The sequence below is a fragment of the Micromonospora sp. MA102 genome (assembly GCF_025460765.1).
GTDB classification, from domain to species: domain Bacteria; phylum Actinomycetota; class Actinomycetes; order Mycobacteriales; family Micromonosporaceae; genus Micromonospora; species Micromonospora halotolerans.
In genome coordinates, this window is record NZ_JAMWEG010000003.1 from 622,698 (window position 1) to 638,905 (window position 16,208).

Sequence of the window (16,208 nt, forward strand, 5' to 3'; positions counted from 1 at the left end):
ACGGAGGGCCGTCGGTTGCCCGGGCGGGAATCCCGTGTGATCGAGCGCTCTGCATGATCTGCGAAAAACTCTCGCTGGCGCTATAGCTACCGGTCGGTAATGATGCGTGCATGCGGTACGACGTGGTCGTCATCGGGTCGGGTTTCGGCGGCAGCGTCACCGCGCTGCGGCTGGCCGAGAAGGGTTACACCGTCGGGGTCCTGGAGGCCGGCCGGCGCTTCGCCGACGACGAGTTCCCCCGCACCTCCTGGCAGGCGAGCCGCTTCCTGTGGGCCCCGAAGCTCGGCTGCTACGGCCTCCAGCGGATCACCCTGCTCCGCTCCGCCGACCGGAAGGCCGGCGGCGGGGTGCTGGTGCTCGCCGGCGCCGGCGTGGGTGGCGGCTCGCTGGTCTACGCGAACACGCTCTACGAGCCGCTCGACGCCTTCTACGCCGACCCGCAGTGGCGGGACATCACCGACTGGCGCGACGAACTGGCCCGCCACTACGACCAGGCGAAGCGGATGCTCGGCGTCACCACGTACCCGCTGCACACCGGGGCGGACCGGGCCATGCGGGCGGTGGCCGAGCGGATGGGGGTGGGGCACACGTTCCACTCGACGCCGGTGGGCGTGCACATCGGCCGCCCCGGCGAGCGCGTGCCCGACCCGTACTTCGGCGGGGTGGGGCCGGACCGGACGGGGTGCAGCCACTGCGGCTCGTGCATGACCGGCTGCCGGCACGGCGCGAAGAACACCCTGGTCAAGAACTACCTCTGGCTGGCCGAGCGGCTCGGCGCGCAGGTCCACCCGCTGACCACCGTGACGGCGGTACGCCCCGCCGCGGGGGGCGGCTACGCCGTGCACACCGAGCGCACCGGCGCCTGGGTGCGCAAGCGCCGCCAGGTGATCCACGCCGACCAGGTGGTCTTCGCCGCCGGCGCGCTGGGCACCCAGCGGCTGCTGCACGAGATGAAGGCGACCGGGGCGCTGCCCCACCTGTCACCCCGGCTCGGCGAGCTGACCCGCACCAACTCGGAGGCCATCCTCGGGGCGTCGGTCGGGCCCGGCCAGGCCCGGCGGCGCGGCCTGGACTTCACCGAGGGGGTGGCGATCACCAGCTCGTTCCACCCCGACCCGCAGACCCACATCGAGCCGGTCCGCTACGGCAAGGGCTCCAACGCCATGGGGCTGCTCCAGTCGCTGCTGGTCGACGGGGGCCCGCACCGGATCCGGCGCTGGCTGGGCAGCATCGTCCGGCAGCCCGGCCTGGCCGCCCGGATGCTCTCGGTGCGCGGCTGGTCCGAGCGCACCGTCATCGCGCTGGTCATGCAGTCGGTCGACAACTCGCTCACCACCCGCTACCGGCGCGGCCGGTTCGGCCGCCGGCTGGTCTCCGGCCCGGGGCACGGCGCGCCCAACCCGACCTGGATCCCGGCCGGCAACGAGGCGGTCCGGCTGCTGGCCGAGGAGATCGACGGGACGCCGGGCGGGGCGGTCACCGAGCCGTTCAACATCCCGATGACCGCGCACATCCTGGGCGGCGCGGTGATCGGCGACAGCCCGGAGCGCGGGGTGATCGACCCGTACCACCGGGTGCACGGCCACCCGGGGCTGCACGTGGTGGACGGCGCGGCGGTCTCGGCGAACCTCGGCGTGAACCCGTCGCTGACCATCACGGCGCAGGCCGAGCGGGCCATGTCGTTCTGGCCCAACAAGGGGGACGAGGACCCCCGACCGCCGCTCGGCGCGCCCTACCGCCGGCTCGCCCCGGTGGCCCCGGAGCAGCCCGCTGTCCCGGCGCACGCGCCCGCCGCGCTGCGTCCCTGAGCGGACGCGGCGCGCGACACACCGGGGCGCGGCTCGCTCCGGCGGTGACTGTCGGTAGGGTTGCTGCACATGAGCACGCCTCGCCCCGTCCTCGTGGTGGACTTCGGAGCCCAGTACGCCCAGCTCATCGCGCGCCGCGTCCGCGAGGCGAAGGTCTACTCGGAAATCGTCCCGCACTCCATGCCGGTGTCCGAGATGCTGGCGAAGGATCCGGCCGCGATCATCCTGTCCGGCGGCCCGTCCAGCGTCTACGCGCCGGAAGCCCCGCAGATCGACGCCGGGATGTTCGACGCCGGCGTCCCGGTGTTCGGCATCTGCTACGGCTTCCAGGCCATGGCGCAGGCGCTCGGCGGCACCGTGGCGCACACCGGCAACCGCGAGTACGGCGGCACCCCGCTGCACGCCCGCCCGGAGGCCGGTGTGCTGCTCCGCGACCTCCCCGACGACCTGCCGGTGTGGATGAGCCACGGCGACTGCGTCACCGAGGCGCCGGCCGGCTTCACGGTCACCGCCGAGTCGGCGGGCGCGCCGGTCGCCGCGTTCGAGGACCTGGCCGGCCGCCGGGCCGGGGTGCAGTTCCACCCGGAGGTCGGGCACACCGCGCACGGCCAGGAGATGCTGGCCCGCTTCCTGCACGACATCGCCGGCATCGCGCCGACCTGGACGCCCGAGAACATCATCGACGAGCAGGTGGCCCGGATCCGGGCGCAGGTCGGCGACAAGGAGGTCATCTGCGGCCTGTCCGGCGGCGTCGACTCGGCGGTCGCCGCGGCGCTGGTGCACAAGGCCGTCGGCGACCAGCTCACCTGCGTCTTCGTCGACCACGGCCTGCTCCGCGCCGGCGAGGCCGAGCAGGTGGAGAAGGACTACGTGGCGGCCACCGGCATCAAGCTCAAGGTGGTCGACGCCCGCGAGCGGTTCCTCGGCGCCCTCGCCGGGGTGACCGACCCCGAGCAGAAGCGCAAGATCATCGGCCGGGAGTTCATCCGGGTCTTCGAGGCCGCCGCCCGGGAGATCGCCGCACATGGCGACGTCGAGTTCCTGGTGCAGGGCACCCTCTACCCCGACGTGGTGGAGTCCGGCGGCGGCACCGGCACCGCCAACATCAAGAGCCACCACAACGTCGGCGGGCTGCCGGAGGACCTGAAGTTCGCCCTGGTCGAGCCGCTGCGCACGCTGTTCAAGGACGAGGTGCGGGCGCTCGGCCTGGAGCTGGGGCTGCCCGAGGCGATGGTCTGGCGGCACCCGTTCCCCGGCCCGGGCCTCGCCATCCGGATCATCGGCGCGGTCGACGAGGAGCGCCTCGCCGTGCTCCGCAAGGCCGACCTGATCGCCCGGCAGGAGCTCACCGCGGCCGGCCTGGACCGGGGCGTCTGGCAGTTCCCGGTGGTGCTGCTGGCCGACGTGCGCAGCGTCGGCGTGCAGGGCGACGGGCGCAGCTACGGGCATCCCGTGGTGCTGCGCCCGGTCTCCAGCGAGGACGCGATGACCGCCGACTGGTCCCGGCTGCCCTACGAGGTGGTGGCCCGGATCTCCACCCGGATCACGAACGAGGTCGCCGAGGTCAACCGGGTGGTCCTGGACGTGACCAGCAAGCCGCCGGGCACCATCGAGTGGGAGTGACGCCGGCTCAGGCCGCGGGCGGCGCCGGCGGCTGAGGCGCCGGCCGGGGCGACGGCTCGGGCGTGCCCGGCGCCGCGTACGGGTCCGGGGTCGTCGGCGGGGCCGGCGCCGCGTACGGGCCCGGGGTCGTCGGCGGGACCGGCGGCCAGCCGGGCGCGGTGCCCGGGGGATGCGGCCACGCGGGCGCGCCCGCCGGCTCCTCGGGCATCAGGAACCACATGATCGGGTACGCCAGCGCGGCGATCCCGCCGGTGAGCAGGGTGGCGACCGCGAAGGCCACCCGCACGAGGGTGGGGTCGACGGCGAAGTAGCGGCCGAGGCCGCTGGCCACGCCGGCGAGCATCCGGTCGGTGACCGGCCGGCGGAGCTGCTTGTACGGGGCCTGGGAGGGGTTCGTGGAGGTCATGTCTCCACGGTCCCCCGCGGTCCGGCGGGCGACCTCGGTGACCGCCCGGACTCCTACCCTGACGCGTCCCTGAGGCACCAGCGAAGAGTCAGGAATCTGACTCTTTTCGATGCGGGTAACCGCAGCCGGGGAGAATTTGCTCCCGTGACCACCTTGCTGGAGCCGCTCCGCAGGATCGCGGCATACGCAGTTTGTGCAGATTCAGACGGCCGAGTGTTGCTGGTCCGCGCATCGGAGCGCTCCGGCACCCCCGGCACGTGGTCGCTGCCCGGCGGGGCGGTCGACCACGGTGAGGACCCCAAGCACACCGTCGTCCGGGAGACCGCCGCCGAGACCGGCCTCTCGGTCGCCGTCGCCGCCCTCCAGGACGTCCTCGCCGACATGCGGGCGCTCCCCGAGCGCGGCATCACGATCCACACCGACCGGCTGCTCTACACGGTCTCGCTGCGGGGCGGGACGCTCGCCGACCGGGTCGACCGCCCCACCGACCTGGCCCGCTGGTTCACCCTCGACGAGGCCCGGGAGCTGCCGCTGCGCTCGTTCGCGGCGCGCGCCCTGGGCCTGCCCACCTCCACCGACGACATCGTGCCGGAGGAGGTGCCCGAGTTCCCCTCGTTCTACGCCGTCCCCGGTCCCGACGGGCTGCACCGGGCGCAGCGCTTCGCCGCGTACGCCGTGGTGACCGACCCGGAGGAGCGGGTGCTGCTCACCCGGGTCTCCGACGGCTACCCGGGCGCCGGCTGCTGGCACCTGCCCGGCGGCGGCACCGACTACGGCGAGCAGCCGGGCGCCGCGCTGATCCGGGAGCTGGTGGAGGAGACCGGGCAGACCGGCCGCCTGGTCGAGCTGCTCGGGGTGGCCAGCCACCGGGACGCCGCCTCGCTCGGCCCGGAGGGCTACCCGATCGACTGGCACGGCGTGCGCGCCTTCTACCGGGTGGTCGTCGACCAGCCCGCCCCGCCCACCGTGGCCGACGTCGGCGGCTCCACCTGCGAGGCCCGCTGGTTCCGCCGCGAGGAACTGGGCGCCCTCCCCACCGACCGCCTCACCGAGGTGACGGCCGAAGCGGTCCACGCCGCCCACCTCATCTGACCACCCCCTACCCCCACCCCGCACCGCACCGCACCGCACCGCCCGCCCGCACCGCCCGCCTCGCGCCGTTGATCATGAGGTTAACGGTGTGAAATGTCCGTCCCGGTGCCGCTAACCTCATGATCGACGGCGTTGGCGGGTGGGGAGTGGGTGCGGGAGCGGTGGAGGAGCGGCGGCGGATCGGGGCGTACGGGGTGCTGCGGGACCGGGGCGGGCGGGTGCTGCTGGCGCGGAGGTCGGAGGCCGGTCCGTTTCCGGGGGTGTGGCAGCTGCCGGGGGGCGGGATCGAGCACGCCGAGCATCCGGCGCGGGCCGTCGAGCGCGAGTTCGCCGAGGAGACCGGGCTGATCGTCGCGGCGGGCGCGATCCGGGCCGCGGTCGCCGACGTGGCCGCCTTCCCGTCCGACGGCGTCGCCGTGCACACCGACCGGCTGATCTTCGACGTCGAGGCGCGTGGCGGTGAGCTCCGCCCGGAGCCGGCCGGCGGCAGCGACGAGCTGGGCTGGTTCACCCCGGACGAGGCGGCGGCCATGCCGCTCATGCCGTTCACCGCCGAGCTGCTCGGAGTGCCGGTGTCGCCCCTGTCGGCGGGCCTGTCCCGGGCGCTGCCGCCCGCGCCGGCCGCCCCGGCCGCCGACCGGCGGCAGCGCTTCGCCGCGTACGGGCTGGTCACCGACCCGGCCGGGCGCGTGCTGCTCACCATGATCGCCGACGGCTACCCGGGTGCCGGGAAATGGCACCTTCCCGGCGGCGGCACCGACCACGGCGAGCAGCCCGCCGCCGGCCTGCTCCGCGAGCTGGTCGAGGAGGCCGGCCAGCTCGGCCGGGTGGTCGATCTGCTGGCCGTGGACAACATGCACAACCCGGCCGCGCTCGGCCCGGAGGGGCGGCCGTTGGACTGGCACGGCGTACGGGTCATCTATCGGGTCCGGGTGGACGCCCCGACCGAGGCCGTGGTGACCGAGCTCGCGGGAGGGTCCACCGCGCGCGCTGCCTGGTTCGCGCCGGACCAGGTCAGGGGCCTGCGGATGACCGAGGTGGCGGCCCGGGCAACCGGACAACGGGGTAGCTGACGCCCGCTCACCGAGCCCGCATGGGCCTCCTCCGGTACAGTCGGTGGCAGGGATTGGCCGACGAAAACGGGCGATGAGGCCCGAGATGGGAATGACTGAGCGGTTCGTGCGGTTAAGAGAGTTATAAGTACCGCCGGCAGCTATCGCCAACCCCCTATCCCCTGTGCAATGGTGTACTCCGCAAATGGGCTGCCGGGCCCGAAAGGTCCGGCACGAGACAGCCGGACACCCGCCCGCGTGGCGGTCACCCGATCCGGTGATGGAGGAAACGTGCCGAGAGCCCCATGGCGCCGGCGTCGTACGACTGACAGTCCGCGCCCCGCAGGGCGTCGCTGGGCGGGCCGGTTGCGCCGCAGCAGTACGTTCGCCCGCCAGGTGCTGCTGGTCCGGGTGGGCCGCCGGGACGGCGCCGCCGTCACCGGGACCGACCTGGTCACCCCCGACCACCGCTGGTCCGACCGCCAGCGCCGCCGCTACGGGCGGTACGAAGCCGAGGTCGAAGCCGTGATGCCGGTCAGCCCGGCGCTCGGCCCGGCCACGCCGGTCGACGAGTCGCCGGCCATGTCGATCCCGCTGCTGCCGGGCGAGCGCACCGCCGCCCGGCGGGCGAAGTTCGCGCTGGTCAACGCCTGCACACTGAGCAGCCTCGTGCTCGGCATGCTGGCGATCTTCCTGGCCATGCAGGGCGAGGTCCGGATCGCGGCGCTCTGCCTGATCGCCTGCGTCGCGTTCGACGGCCTCGACGGGGCGCTGGCCCGCAAGCTCAACGTGGCCAGCCCGTTCGGCGCGCAGATGGACTCACTGGCCGACATGTGCTCCTTCGGCCTCGCGGCGCCGGTCGTGGTCTACGCCTCGCTGGCCGGCTCGGTGCCACCGGCGGCCGCCGCGGTCGCCTGCGCCCTGGTGGCGGCCTGCGCCGCCATCCGGCTCGCCCGGTTCAACGTCTCGCCCAAGGACGGCCGGTTCTTCTGCGGCGTGCCGACCACCATGGCGGCTGCCGTGCTGGCCCTGACCGTGGCGATCGGGGTGCCGGTCTCCGGGCTGGTCATGGTCGCCGGCGTGGCGCTGCTCGCCTTCGCCATGGTCTCCAGCTTCCCCTACGCGAAGCTCGCCCGGCTGGTGAAGCTGCCGCCGTGGCTCTGGCTGGCCCCGGTGGTCGGCGCGCTTGTCGACATCCGGCTCACCTTCGCCCTCGTGGTGGTGGGCTACCTGGTCAGCGGCCCGGTGCTCTGGCTGCGCCAGCGCCACACCGCCTGACCCGCAGCACGCAAAGGGGCGCCGCTACCGCGGCGCCCCTTTTCGCGTTCCCGGATCAGCTCCAGCGGGCGATGACCGTCGACCCGCCGACCACCTTGTCGCCCGGGCCGACCAGCGGCTCGGCGGCCTCGGCCGGCAGGTAGACGTCGGTGCGCGAGCCGAACCGGATCAGGCCGAAGCGCTCGCCCCGGGCCAGCAGCGCGCCGACCGGCGCCCGCTGCACGATCCGGCGGGCGATCAGCCCGGTCCGCTGCGCCACCACCACCGTGCCGTGGTCGGTGTCCAGCACCGTGTACGCGGCCACGTTGTGCTCGGCGTCCGGCTTCATGGCGTTGACGAAGCCGCCGTCGGCGACGAAGTAGTCCACCACCTTGCCGGCCACCGGCGAGCGGTTGACGTGCACGTCCAGCACGGACAGGAAGACCGCGATCCGCAGCCACTCGCCCTCGCCGAAGCGCTCGTCGTGCAGCCGCTGCACCGACAGCACCTGACCGTCCGCCGAGGCGACCACGGCCGACGGGTCCTCCGGCACGTCCCGCTCCGGGTCGCGGAAGAACGCGGCCACCGGGGCGGCGGCCAGCGCCGGCAGCAGCCAGAGCTTCGACTTCGGCCGGGCGGCCCGGGCCAGCGCGGCCAGCCCGAGGGTGATGCCGGCCGCAGCCACGCCGTTGGAGTCGATGTGCATGCTCCGGGTCAGCGGCACGCTCGACGGCCGGTACGCCGGGGACAGCGACGCGGCCAGCGCGGCCGGCGCCGGGGTGGAGCGCAGGTGGTGCACGCGTACCGGCGAGGAGTTGCGCAGCACCAGGTCGGTGCGGACGCCGTGCAGCACCCCCTGCCGGTCCAGCTCGGCCCCGGCGCCCTCGGTGCGGAACAGGGGCGCGGCCACGCTCAGCACGGCCCCCTCGGCGAGGTACTTCGTCAGCCCGTCGACGGCGGTGCGGGCCTCCTCGGCGGTGCCGGTGAACGCCTCGGCCGCGATCACCACCGCGGCGGCGTCCGCCTCGGCGAGGGTGTCGACCACGCGTACCCGGTCGGCCACCCAGCGGCCCTGGGCCGTCACGTGCGCGCGGAGCGCCGCCGCGGAGGCGCCCTCCGCCGGCACGACCGTGAGCCGGTCGCCGGGGAGCAGCGCCTCGATCGCCGCGGCCAGCACCGCGGACTCCGGGGTGGCGCCGACCAGCAGGCCGGCCTTCGCGTCGTTACGCCGGGCGAACTCACTGACGAGGGTGCGGGCGGCGCGCTCGCCGACGCGGACCGCACCGGCGGGACCGGTGACGCGCACGGCGGGGGACTGGGTCATCTCGGACGGGCTCCTGACGAGGTAGAGACGGAAGGCGGCGGTGCCGACCCGGGCGACCCGGCCGACCGGGCGCCCCGGCCGCGACCGGGGCGCCACGGGTGGGCCGGCCGGCGGAGGCGAGATCTCCACCAGCCAGCATAGGCGGCGCCGCCGGCCACCCGCACCGTCGCGGTCAGCCCGGCCCGTCCCCGCCGGTACGCGGGCCGCCCCCCGGCCGGTCCGCCGCGTCGTCGACGGCCGGCAGTTCACGGGTGGCCGGTCCGGCCGTGCCGTCCGGGCCCTCCGTCGCGGCCGGCAGCTCGCGGGTCGCCGGCTCGACCGTGCCGTCCCGGCCGTCGGTCGCGTCCGGCAGCTCGCGGGTTGCCGGCTCGGTGCTGCCGTCCCGCTCCCCGGTCGCGGCGGGCAGTTCGCGGGTCACGGGATCCACCCGTCTCTCCGGCGCCGGCTCGACCGGGGACAGCTCGCGGGTCGCCGGCTCGCCCGGCGACCAGCGGGGCTCGGCGTCGAAGGGACGGTCCTCCCGGGCCGCGAGCGGCGCGTCGGTCACGGCGTCCGTGGCCCACTCGTCCGCCTCCTCGGTCGTTGGTGCGCCGGCCCCGCCGGCCGGCGTGCCGGTCTCGTAGGGGGCGGACACCGTCGTCTCCGCCGCTGGCGGCTCGGTGTGCCGGCCCGAGCGCAACGCGCCGACCAGGCCGAGCAGTCCGATCAGGATCAGCGCGCCGGCCAGGAACCAGCCCACCGGGGGCAGCGCCAGCCCGAGGATCCGGGCCAGCAGCCACCAGGCGGACAGCCCGAGAAAGGCCAGCCCGAAGGCGAACGACACGATGTCGGTGCGGTGAGCCTTCACCGGGTCACCTCCAGGTTTCCGGCGTTCACATGGACCAGCAGACGCAGCGTGCCTCCGCCGCGGCCGTCCGGCCCGAGGTCGGTGTTCTCCCACTGGCGGCCGTTCAGCCCGCCGGTCCGCCGGCCGAAGACGGTGGCGTCACCTGCGTTCACGTCGGCCACCGTGGTGACGTCGACGTTCGGCGGCACGACCACCGTCGCCTTGCCGAAGTTGACCTCGACGGTCACCTGGGTGTCCTTCTTGTCGAAGTCGACCGCCCGCAGGTCGAGGACGGCGTCGCCGAAGTTGTTCTCGTACCGGTCGGCCAGGTCCCGGTAGTCGGCCGGGGCCCAGGTGACGTTCCCGTCGATCCCGCGGACCCGGTCGTAGGAGTCGGCGACGGTGGCGATGCCCAGCGCCGCCGCGGTCACCAGACCGAGTGCGATCAGCCAGCGGGCCCGGCCGAACCAGGTGCCCACGAGCAGCCCGAGCCCGATGGTGGCCAGCACCGCGGCGAAGTAGCCGGCCGCGCCGACCGGGAACACGTCGAGCAGGTCGAACATCGCCACCACGCCCAGCGCCAGGAAGATCAGCGAGAACGTGACCGCGCCGAGCGCGGAGCGCTCCTTCGGCCGCTTCGGCGGCCGGGCCGGGCGGGCCGGCGCGGGCGGGGCGGGCGGGGTCGACCCGGCGTACGGGCCGTGCGGGGCGAACGGCGGCCGGTAGCCGCCCGGCGGCAGTGGCGCGCCCACCGGGGCGGGCGGCGGCACGGCGACGGGCTCGGCGTAGGGACGGCCGCTCGTCGGCGCGGCCGACCACGCCGCCGCCTCCGTGCCGGGCCACGCCTCGCCGGCCCGGCTGTCCGGGACGGCCGGCGGCCGCGCCACGGTGGGCTCCGGCTCGGACCAGGCGGGCCGGGCGACGCTCGTCGCCGGCCAGCCGGCGGCGGACACCGGCGCGGGCGGGTATCCCGGCTCGGGCCGGGCGGCCGGCGGGGCGGTGACCGGCTGTTCGCCGGACCACGGCGCTGCCGCGGCCTCGGCCGGCTCGTTCGGCCACGGCGGCGCGGCCGGCGTGCCGGGCCAGGGCGCCGACGCGGTGGCGGGCGCGACCGGCCCGGCGGCGGCCGGGACGTCGGGAGCGGGCGCGGCGGCCGGCGGCGCCGGCCAGGCCACCGGCGGGACCGGACCCGGCGGCGGGCCGGGGGGCGCGCCGGGTGCCGCCGCCCGGGTGGCCGGGCCGCGCTGGTCGCGGTTGAGCAGCAGCGCGCCGCCGATCAGGATCACCGCGCCGAGCAGGATCGCCCGGAAACCGTTGGTGACGACGTAGCCGAAGCCGACCGCGACCACGATGCTGAGCACGATCACGGTGATCGGGGACATGCTGGACCGGCCGCGGCCGAGCATCGACTCCACCGGCGAGGCGGTGTCTCCCTCGCCGGGGATGATCAGCCACGCGGTGACGTAGACCAGGAGGCCGATGCCGCCGAAGAAGCCCAGCACGGCCAGGAGCACCCGCCACAGCACCGGGTCGGTGTTGGTGGCCCGGCCGATCGCCGCGCAGACGCCGGCCAGGTAGCGGCCCTCCCGGGGGCGGACCAGCCCGTACCGGGAGGTGAAACCGGCGGCGCCGGGCGGTGGGGCGTACCCGGTGGGTGGCGGGTCGGCGAACGGCGTGCCGCCGGCGGGCGGCGGGCCCGGTGGCGGGGTGGATCCGAACGGCGGGGGCGCCGTGGCGTCGGCGGCGGTGGGCGCCGGCCCCGGCGGGGGTGGCGGTGGCCCGTCCTGTGCTGCCGCCCCGGGGCGGGGCGGACGGGCAGCGTCCTCGGTCATGACTCCGATCCTGCTGCCCGGGCCGCCCGAGCGTCCTCAGGACCCGACCCTGACCCCACCCTGAGATCCCGGGGCCGAGGATGTCCGGGGCGTCCCCGTGGTCCGGGGCGGTCCGGACGTGTGACGATCGGTTCGTCGGCCGCCGCCGGCACACCGTCCGCGACCCGGGAGCCTCCGATCAGCAGCACCGTGACCCCGCACCCCCCGCGCCTCTACCGGGCCACCGAGCACCGGCTGGCCGCGGGGGTGGCCGCCGGTCTCGCCGAACACCTGGGCATCTCGGTGCTCCGGGTCCGGGTGGCGTTCATGGTGCTGCTCGGGCTGAGCGGGCTCGGGCTGCTGCTCTACGCGGCCTTCTGGGCGGTCGTCCCGCCCCGGCCCGGCGACACCGCCGTCCCGCCCCGCCGCGACCTCGCCCAGCTGCTGCCCTTCGTGGCGATCGGGCTGGGCGTGCTGCTGCTCCAGGTCGTCGCCTTCGACTCGGTCGGTGCGGCCGGCACCGCCGGCTGGCTGGTCGCCATCATCGCGGTCGGCGCCGGCGTGATCTGGCACCAGTCCGCGCCCGAGCGCCGCCGGCAGTGGGGCGGCTCGATGGCGGTGCCCTGGCTGGGCGCGGTGGTGGAGGAGAGCGACCGGCGCGCGTTCGTGCTGCGCTTCATCGGCGGCGGGGTGCTCGTCGCGGTCGGCATCATCGGCGTGGCGGCGGTCTACTCGCCGGCGCAGAACTTCGACGCGGTGCTCAACGGCATCATCTTCGCGCTCGTCGGGCTGGCCGGCGTGGGCGTGGTGACCGGCCCGGTGCTCTGGCGCACCTGGAACCAGCTCCGCTCCGAGCGCGAGGCGCGCATCCGGGAGCAGGAGCGGGCCGAGCTGGCCGCCATGGTGCACGACCAGGTGCTGCACACCCTCGCCCTGATCCAGCGCAACGCCGCCGACGTCAAGACGGTGCAGCGGCTGGCCCGGGGCCAGGAGCGGTCGCTGCGGAACTGGCTCTACAAGCCGGCCGCCTCGCCGACCGAACGCTTCGCGGCCGCCCTGGAGCAGGCCGCCGCCGAGGTGGAGGACACCTTCGCGATCACGGTGGAGACCGTGGTGGTCGGTGACCGGGAGACCGACGAACGGGTCGGGGCGCTGGTCGCCGCGGCCCGGGAGGCGCTGGTCAACGCGGCCCGGCATGCCGAGGTACGCACCGTCTCGCTCTATGCCGAGGTGGAGCCGGAACAGGTGAGCGCCTTCATCCGGGACCGGGGCAAGGGCTTCGACCCGGATACCGTGGAGGATCACCGGCACGGGGTCCGGGGTTCGATCATCGGACGGATGAAGCGGCACGGCGGCCGGGCGGAGATCAGGTCCGAGCCGGGAGAGGGGACCGAGGTGCGGCTGATCCTGCCGATCAGCGGCTCGGGCTCCACGGCGGAAAGGGACAGATGACCATGGTCGAGCAGGGACCGGTCGAGGGCGCGGCGCCCCGTGACGGGCGGCTGCGGGTGTTCCTCGTGGACGACCACGCGATGTTCCGGGCCGGCGTCCGCGCCGAACTCGGCGCGCGCGTCGAGGTGGTCGGCGAGGCCAGCACGGTGGCGGAGGCGGTCAGCCGGATCGCGGCGATGCAGCCGGACGTGGTGCTGCTCGACGTGCACATGCCCGACGGCGGCGGCCGGGCGGTGCTGGAGGCGATGCGGCGTACGCACCCGCAGGTGCGGTTCCTCGCGCTGAGCGTGTCCGACGCCGCCGAGGACGTGATCGGGCTGATCCGGGCGGGCGCCCGGGGCTACGTCACGAAGACCATCTCGCCGGAGGAGCTGACCGACGCCATCCGACGGGTGGCCGACGGGGACGCGGTGTTCAGCCCGCGGTTGGCCGGGTTCGTGCTGGACGCCTTCGCGGCCCGGCCGGACGCGCCGGTGGCCGACCCCGAGCTGGACCAGCTGACCAACCGGGAGCGCGAGGTGCTCCGGCTGCTCGCCCGGGGGTACGCGTACAAGGAGATCGCCCGGGAGCTCTACATCTCGATCAAGACGGTCGAGACGCACGTCTCCAACGTGCTGCGCAAGCTGCAGATGTCCAACCGGTACGAGCTGTCGCGCTGGGCCGCCGACCGCCGCCTGGTCTGACCGCTCCGCCGGCGCCGGCCCGGGGCGTCACTCCGTGCGCAGCACGGTGAACGCCTCGGCCAGCCGCCCGGACGGGAGGCCGGCGTTGTCGGCCACGGTGGTGAGCCGGTCGCGGATCCAGGTCGGCACGTCCAGGTGGGCGGTCTGCGACCGGTGCGCCTCCATCGCGGCGATCTTGCGGTCGATCCGGTCGGTCACGTCGACCGCGTGGTCCGGGCCGGGCCCGCCGGCGTACCAGATCTCCCGGACCACCCACGGTTCCAGCCCCTCGTCGAGCAGTTCGGGGAAGGCGAAGGGGTTGCGCGAGTCGGGGTAGACGGCGCAGGTGGTCGCCTCGCCGACGGCCAGGTGGTCGGGGTGGCTCGGGCCGGTCAGGTGCTCCCAGCGCCGCAGCGGCGAGCTGGTCAGCACGCGGTCCGGCCGGAACCGGCGGATCGCGGCGCTGATCTGCCGGCGCAGCGCCAGGCTGGCGGTGAGGATGCCGTCGGTGTGGCCGTCGAGGAAGTCGACCCGGTGCACGCCGACCGCGGCGGCCGCGGCCCGCTGCTCCGCCTCCCGCCGGGCCGGCATCTCCGCGCGTGGCGTGTCGTCGAAGCCGCCGGAGTCTCCCCGGGTGGCGATGAGGTACGCCACCTCGATACCCTCATCCACCCAGCGGGCTATGGTGCCCGCACAGCCGAAGTCGACATCATCCGGATGGGCAAAAACTGCGAGGGCTCGACGGACGTCGGGCAGGGCTGGAGCGGACGCAGGGAAGCTCACAGCGCCGAGCCTACGCGGGTGACCTCGCCCCATCTGGCCGTGTCGTACCTGTTCAGAGCGGTCCGATCCACGCCTTTCATGATCTTTTCTCAAGTATCGGCAACGTGGCGACCAACTAACGGCTTGATAACGGCACCTTCACGCAAAGGGCCGGTGGGTGTCACAGTGGCAACACCTCACCCCCCGGTGTGAGGCACCTCGTCGGGCACGCCGACCACGTGACGCCGCCTCCAGGCGCCGGTGCGTGGCTGACGACCCTGCGCGGTGTCCTCGTCGAAGGGTGTGGCGCCCGGCGGATCGGTACCCCTGGGGGTGTCCCGAATTCCTCTGCGGTAAACCGGCGACCTGTGGTTCGGGTCGGCGGCGGTGTCACCCCCCACACGTGCGTGAAACTCACGACGGAACCAGGTTAGAAAGAGGAGGCCCCTCGGAATGAGAGTCTCGAAGCGGGCGAGCGGCGCGCTCGCGGTGGGCGCGGCATTCGCGCTCATCGCGTCCGGCTGCTCCAGCGGCAACGACGACGGTGGCGACGCCGGCGCCAGCAAGGACGGCGCGATCGTCATCGACGGCACCCAGCCGGAGAACCCCCTGGTTCCGGCGAACACCACCGAGACCGGCGGCGGCAAGGTCGTCGACTGGCTGTGGAGCGGTCTGGTCGAGTACCCCAACAACGGTGGGGCGCCGCAGAACCTGCTGGCGGAGTCGATCGAGACGAGCGACTCCAAGGTCTTCAAGATCAAGATCAAGCAGAACACCAAGTTCCACGACGGCACCACCGTCAAGGCCGAGAGCTTCGTCAAGGCCTGGAACTGGGCGGCGTACGGCCCGAACGGCGCGCAGAACGCCTCGTTCTTCTCCGACATCCAGGGCTTCGCCGACACCTACACCGAGGACCCGGACGGCCCGGACGGCCCGAAGAAGGCCGCGGAGCCGAAGGCCAAGGAGCTCTCCGGCCTCAAGGTCATCGACGACTGGAACTTCGAGGTCACGCTCTCCGCGCCGACCGCCGTGTTCCCGACCAAGCTGGGCTACAGCGCCTTCATGCCGCTGCCGGACGCCTTCTTCGCCACCACCCCGGCGGAGTTCGGCAAGAAGCCGATCGGTAACGGCCCGGTCAAGCTCGTCTCCTGGCAGGACGACGTCGAGCTGAAGCTCACCCGCTTCGACGACTACAGCCTGCGCGACAAGATGAAGATCAAGGACGTCACCGTCAAGATCTACCAGGACGACACGGCGGCCTACAACGACCTGCTCGCCGGCAACCTGGACTTCCAGCAGCAGGTTCCGGTCTCGTCGCTGGCCGGTGACAAGTGGAAGACCGACCTGGGCGATCGGGCGATCCAGACGACGATCCCGTCGTCCGGCATCATCGCCTTCCCGATCTACGACAAGCGGTTCCAGAACAAGGACCTGCGTCGCGCCATCTCCCTGTCGATCAACCGGCAGGAGGTCACCGACAAGATCTTCTTCGGTAACCGCAAGCCGGCCGACAGCTGGGCCAACCCGCTGACCCCGGGCGCCGAGCCGGGCAACTGCACCGCCTGCAAGTTCGACCCGGTCGAGGCCAAGCGGCTGCTCCAGCAGGCCGGTGGCTTCCAGGGCAAGCTGACCCTGTCGTACAACGCGGACGCCAGCCACAAGGAGTGGATGGAGGCCGTCGCCCAGCAGATCAAGACCAACCTGAACATCGACGCGGTCGCCGTCGGTGTGCCGACCTTCGCGGTCTTCCGGGCCAACATCAACGCCTACAAGATGACCGGCATGTACCGCGCCGGCTGGCAGCAGGACTACCCGGACGTGGAGAACTGGATCAACCCGCTCTACGTCACCGGTGGTTCCTCGAACGACGGCAAGTACAGCAACCCGCAGGTGGACGCCCTCGCCAAGGAGGCCTCCGCGGCCCCCAGCCTCGAGGAGGCCCACAAGAAGTTCGCCGAGGCCGTCAAGCTGATCGACCAGGACGTGCCCACGGTTCCGGTCTACTTCAGTGGCGAGCAGTCCGGCCACTCGGAGAAGATCAAGAAGCTGGAGCTGAGCAACGTCGGCGAGCTCGACATCACCTCGGTCGAGCTCTGATCCGAACGGTCTGACCCCGGGTCGGGCTCGCCTACC

At 74.0% G+C, this 16,208-nt stretch carries 13 protein-coding genes; 8 read left to right on the top strand and 5 right to left on the bottom strand.

The annotated features are described in order from the left end of the window. Nucleotides 1–110: 110 nt before the first annotated feature. Nucleotides 111–1,808, top strand: a complete 1,698-nt coding sequence (locus NFX44_RS09560) for an FAD-dependent oxidoreductase (protein ID WP_262283119.1) — start codon at nucleotides 111–113, stop codon at nucleotides 1,806–1,808. A 69-nt stretch (nucleotides 1,809–1,877) separates the two neighbouring features. Beyond that, nucleotides 1,878–3,431, top strand: coding sequence for a glutamine-hydrolyzing GMP synthase (gene guaA, locus NFX44_RS09565; protein ID WP_262283120.1), 1,554 nt, complete (start codon nucleotides 1,878–1,880; stop codon nucleotides 3,429–3,431). 7 nt (nucleotides 3,432–3,438) lie between these two features. Here the strand turns inward: guaA and NFX44_RS09570 are convergent, their stop codons facing one another. After that, nucleotides 3,439–3,837: a PspC domain-containing protein gene (locus NFX44_RS09570; RefSeq protein WP_262283121.1), complete on the bottom strand. Its 399-nt coding sequence runs from the start codon at nucleotides 3,835–3,837 to the stop codon at nucleotides 3,439–3,441. Nucleotides 3,838–3,981: 144 nt separating this feature from the next. Between NFX44_RS09570 and NFX44_RS09575 the strand changes: the two genes are divergently transcribed. From NFX44_RS09575 to NFX44_RS09585, 3 genes are all read left to right on the top strand, one after another. Further along, the gene (locus tag NFX44_RS09575) at nucleotides 3,982–4,929 is read left to right on the top strand and encodes an NUDIX hydrolase (RefSeq protein ID WP_262283122.1); all 948 of its coding nucleotides are present in this window, start codon (nucleotides 3,982–3,984) and stop codon (nucleotides 4,927–4,929) included. 161 nt (nucleotides 4,930–5,090) lie between these two features. Continuing rightward, nucleotides 5,091–6,002, top strand: coding sequence for an NUDIX hydrolase (locus NFX44_RS09580; RefSeq protein ID WP_262283176.1), 912 nt, complete (start codon nucleotides 5,091–5,093; stop codon nucleotides 6,000–6,002). Between the two features lie 345 nt (nucleotides 6,003–6,347). Further along, a complete protein-coding gene (locus NFX44_RS09585; protein WP_262283123.1) occupies nucleotides 6,348–7,259 on the top strand; it encodes a phosphatidylcholine/phosphatidylserine synthase in 912 nt (303 codons plus the stop codon). A 55-nt stretch (nucleotides 7,260–7,314) separates the two neighbouring features. Here the strand turns inward: NFX44_RS09585 and NFX44_RS09590 are convergent, their stop codons facing one another. The 3 genes from NFX44_RS09590 to NFX44_RS09600 form a co-directional block, all read right to left on the bottom strand. Next, the gene (locus tag NFX44_RS09590) at nucleotides 7,315–8,562 is read right to left on the bottom strand and encodes a phosphatidylserine decarboxylase (RefSeq protein WP_262283124.1); all 1,248 of its coding nucleotides are present in this window, start codon (nucleotides 8,560–8,562) and stop codon (nucleotides 7,315–7,317) included. 172 nt (nucleotides 8,563–8,734) lie between these two features. Further along, on the bottom strand, nucleotides 8,735–9,409 hold the full coding sequence (locus NFX44_RS09595) for a hypothetical protein (protein ID WP_262283179.1): 675 nt from the start codon (nucleotides 9,407–9,409) through the stop codon (nucleotides 8,735–8,737). Beyond that, entirely contained in the window at nucleotides 9,406–11,220 is a 1,815-nt protein-coding gene (locus NFX44_RS09600; RefSeq protein ID WP_262283125.1) for a PspC domain-containing protein, read from the bottom strand. Before NFX44_RS09600 ends, NFX44_RS09595 begins: the two co-directional genes overlap by 4 nt. Nucleotides 11,221–11,409: 189 nt before the next feature. Between NFX44_RS09600 and NFX44_RS09605 the strand changes: the two genes are divergently transcribed. Both NFX44_RS09605 and NFX44_RS09610 read left to right on the top strand, forming a co-directional pair. Beyond that, nucleotides 11,410–12,651, top strand: coding sequence for an ATP-binding protein (locus NFX44_RS09605; RefSeq protein WP_262283126.1), 1,242 nt, complete (start codon nucleotides 11,410–11,412; stop codon nucleotides 12,649–12,651). 2 nt (nucleotides 12,652–12,653) lie between these two features. Then, nucleotides 12,654–13,334 carry a response regulator transcription factor gene (locus NFX44_RS09610; protein WP_262283177.1) on the top strand — a complete coding sequence of 227 codons (681 nt, stop codon included), beginning with the start codon at nucleotides 12,654–12,656 and terminating at the stop codon, nucleotides 13,332–13,334. Nucleotides 13,335–13,361: 27 nt separating this feature from the next. Here NFX44_RS09610 and NFX44_RS09615 read toward each other — a convergent pair whose 3' ends face one another. Further along, nucleotides 13,362–14,096 (bottom strand): PIG-L deacetylase family protein, encoded by a 735-nt coding sequence (locus NFX44_RS09615; RefSeq protein ID WP_262283127.1) that lies wholly within the window; start codon nucleotides 14,094–14,096, stop codon nucleotides 13,362–13,364. A gap of 432 nt (nucleotides 14,097–14,528) precedes the next feature. Here NFX44_RS09615 and NFX44_RS09620 point away from each other — a divergent pair, with 432 nt between their 5' ends. Continuing rightward, on the top strand, nucleotides 14,529–16,172 hold the full coding sequence (locus NFX44_RS09620; protein ID WP_262283128.1) for an ABC transporter substrate-binding protein: 1,644 nt from the start codon (nucleotides 14,529–14,531) through the stop codon (nucleotides 16,170–16,172). The last annotated feature ends 36 nt before the right edge of the window (nucleotides 16,173–16,208 follow it).

Excerpts from the sequence above, each read along its gene's own strand:
- NFX44_RS09560 (WP_262283119.1), top strand. The coding sequence starts at position 111 with ATGCGGTACGACGTGGTCGTCATCGGGTCGGGTTTCGGCGGCAGCGTC.
- NFX44_RS09610 (WP_262283177.1), top strand. The coding sequence starts at position 12,654 with ATGGTCGAGCAGGGACCGGTCGAGGGCGCGGCGCCCCGTGACGGGCGG.
- NFX44_RS09590 (WP_262283124.1), bottom strand. The coding sequence starts at position 8,562 with ATGACCCAGTCCCCCGCCGTGCGCGTCACCGGTCCCGCCGGTGCGGTC.
- NFX44_RS09570 (WP_262283121.1), bottom strand. The coding sequence starts at position 3,837 with ATGACCTCCACGAACCCCTCCCAGGCCCCGTACAAGCAGCTCCGCCGG.
- NFX44_RS09600 (WP_262283125.1), bottom strand. The coding sequence starts at position 11,220 with ATGACCGAGGACGCTGCCCGTCCGCCCCGCCCCGGGGCGGCAGCACAG.
- NFX44_RS09620 (WP_262283128.1), top strand. The coding sequence starts at position 14,529 with ATGAGAGTCTCGAAGCGGGCGAGCGGCGCGCTCGCGGTGGGCGCGGCA.
- guaA (WP_262283120.1), top strand. The coding sequence starts at position 1,878 with ATGAGCACGCCTCGCCCCGTCCTCGTGGTGGACTTCGGAGCCCAGTAC.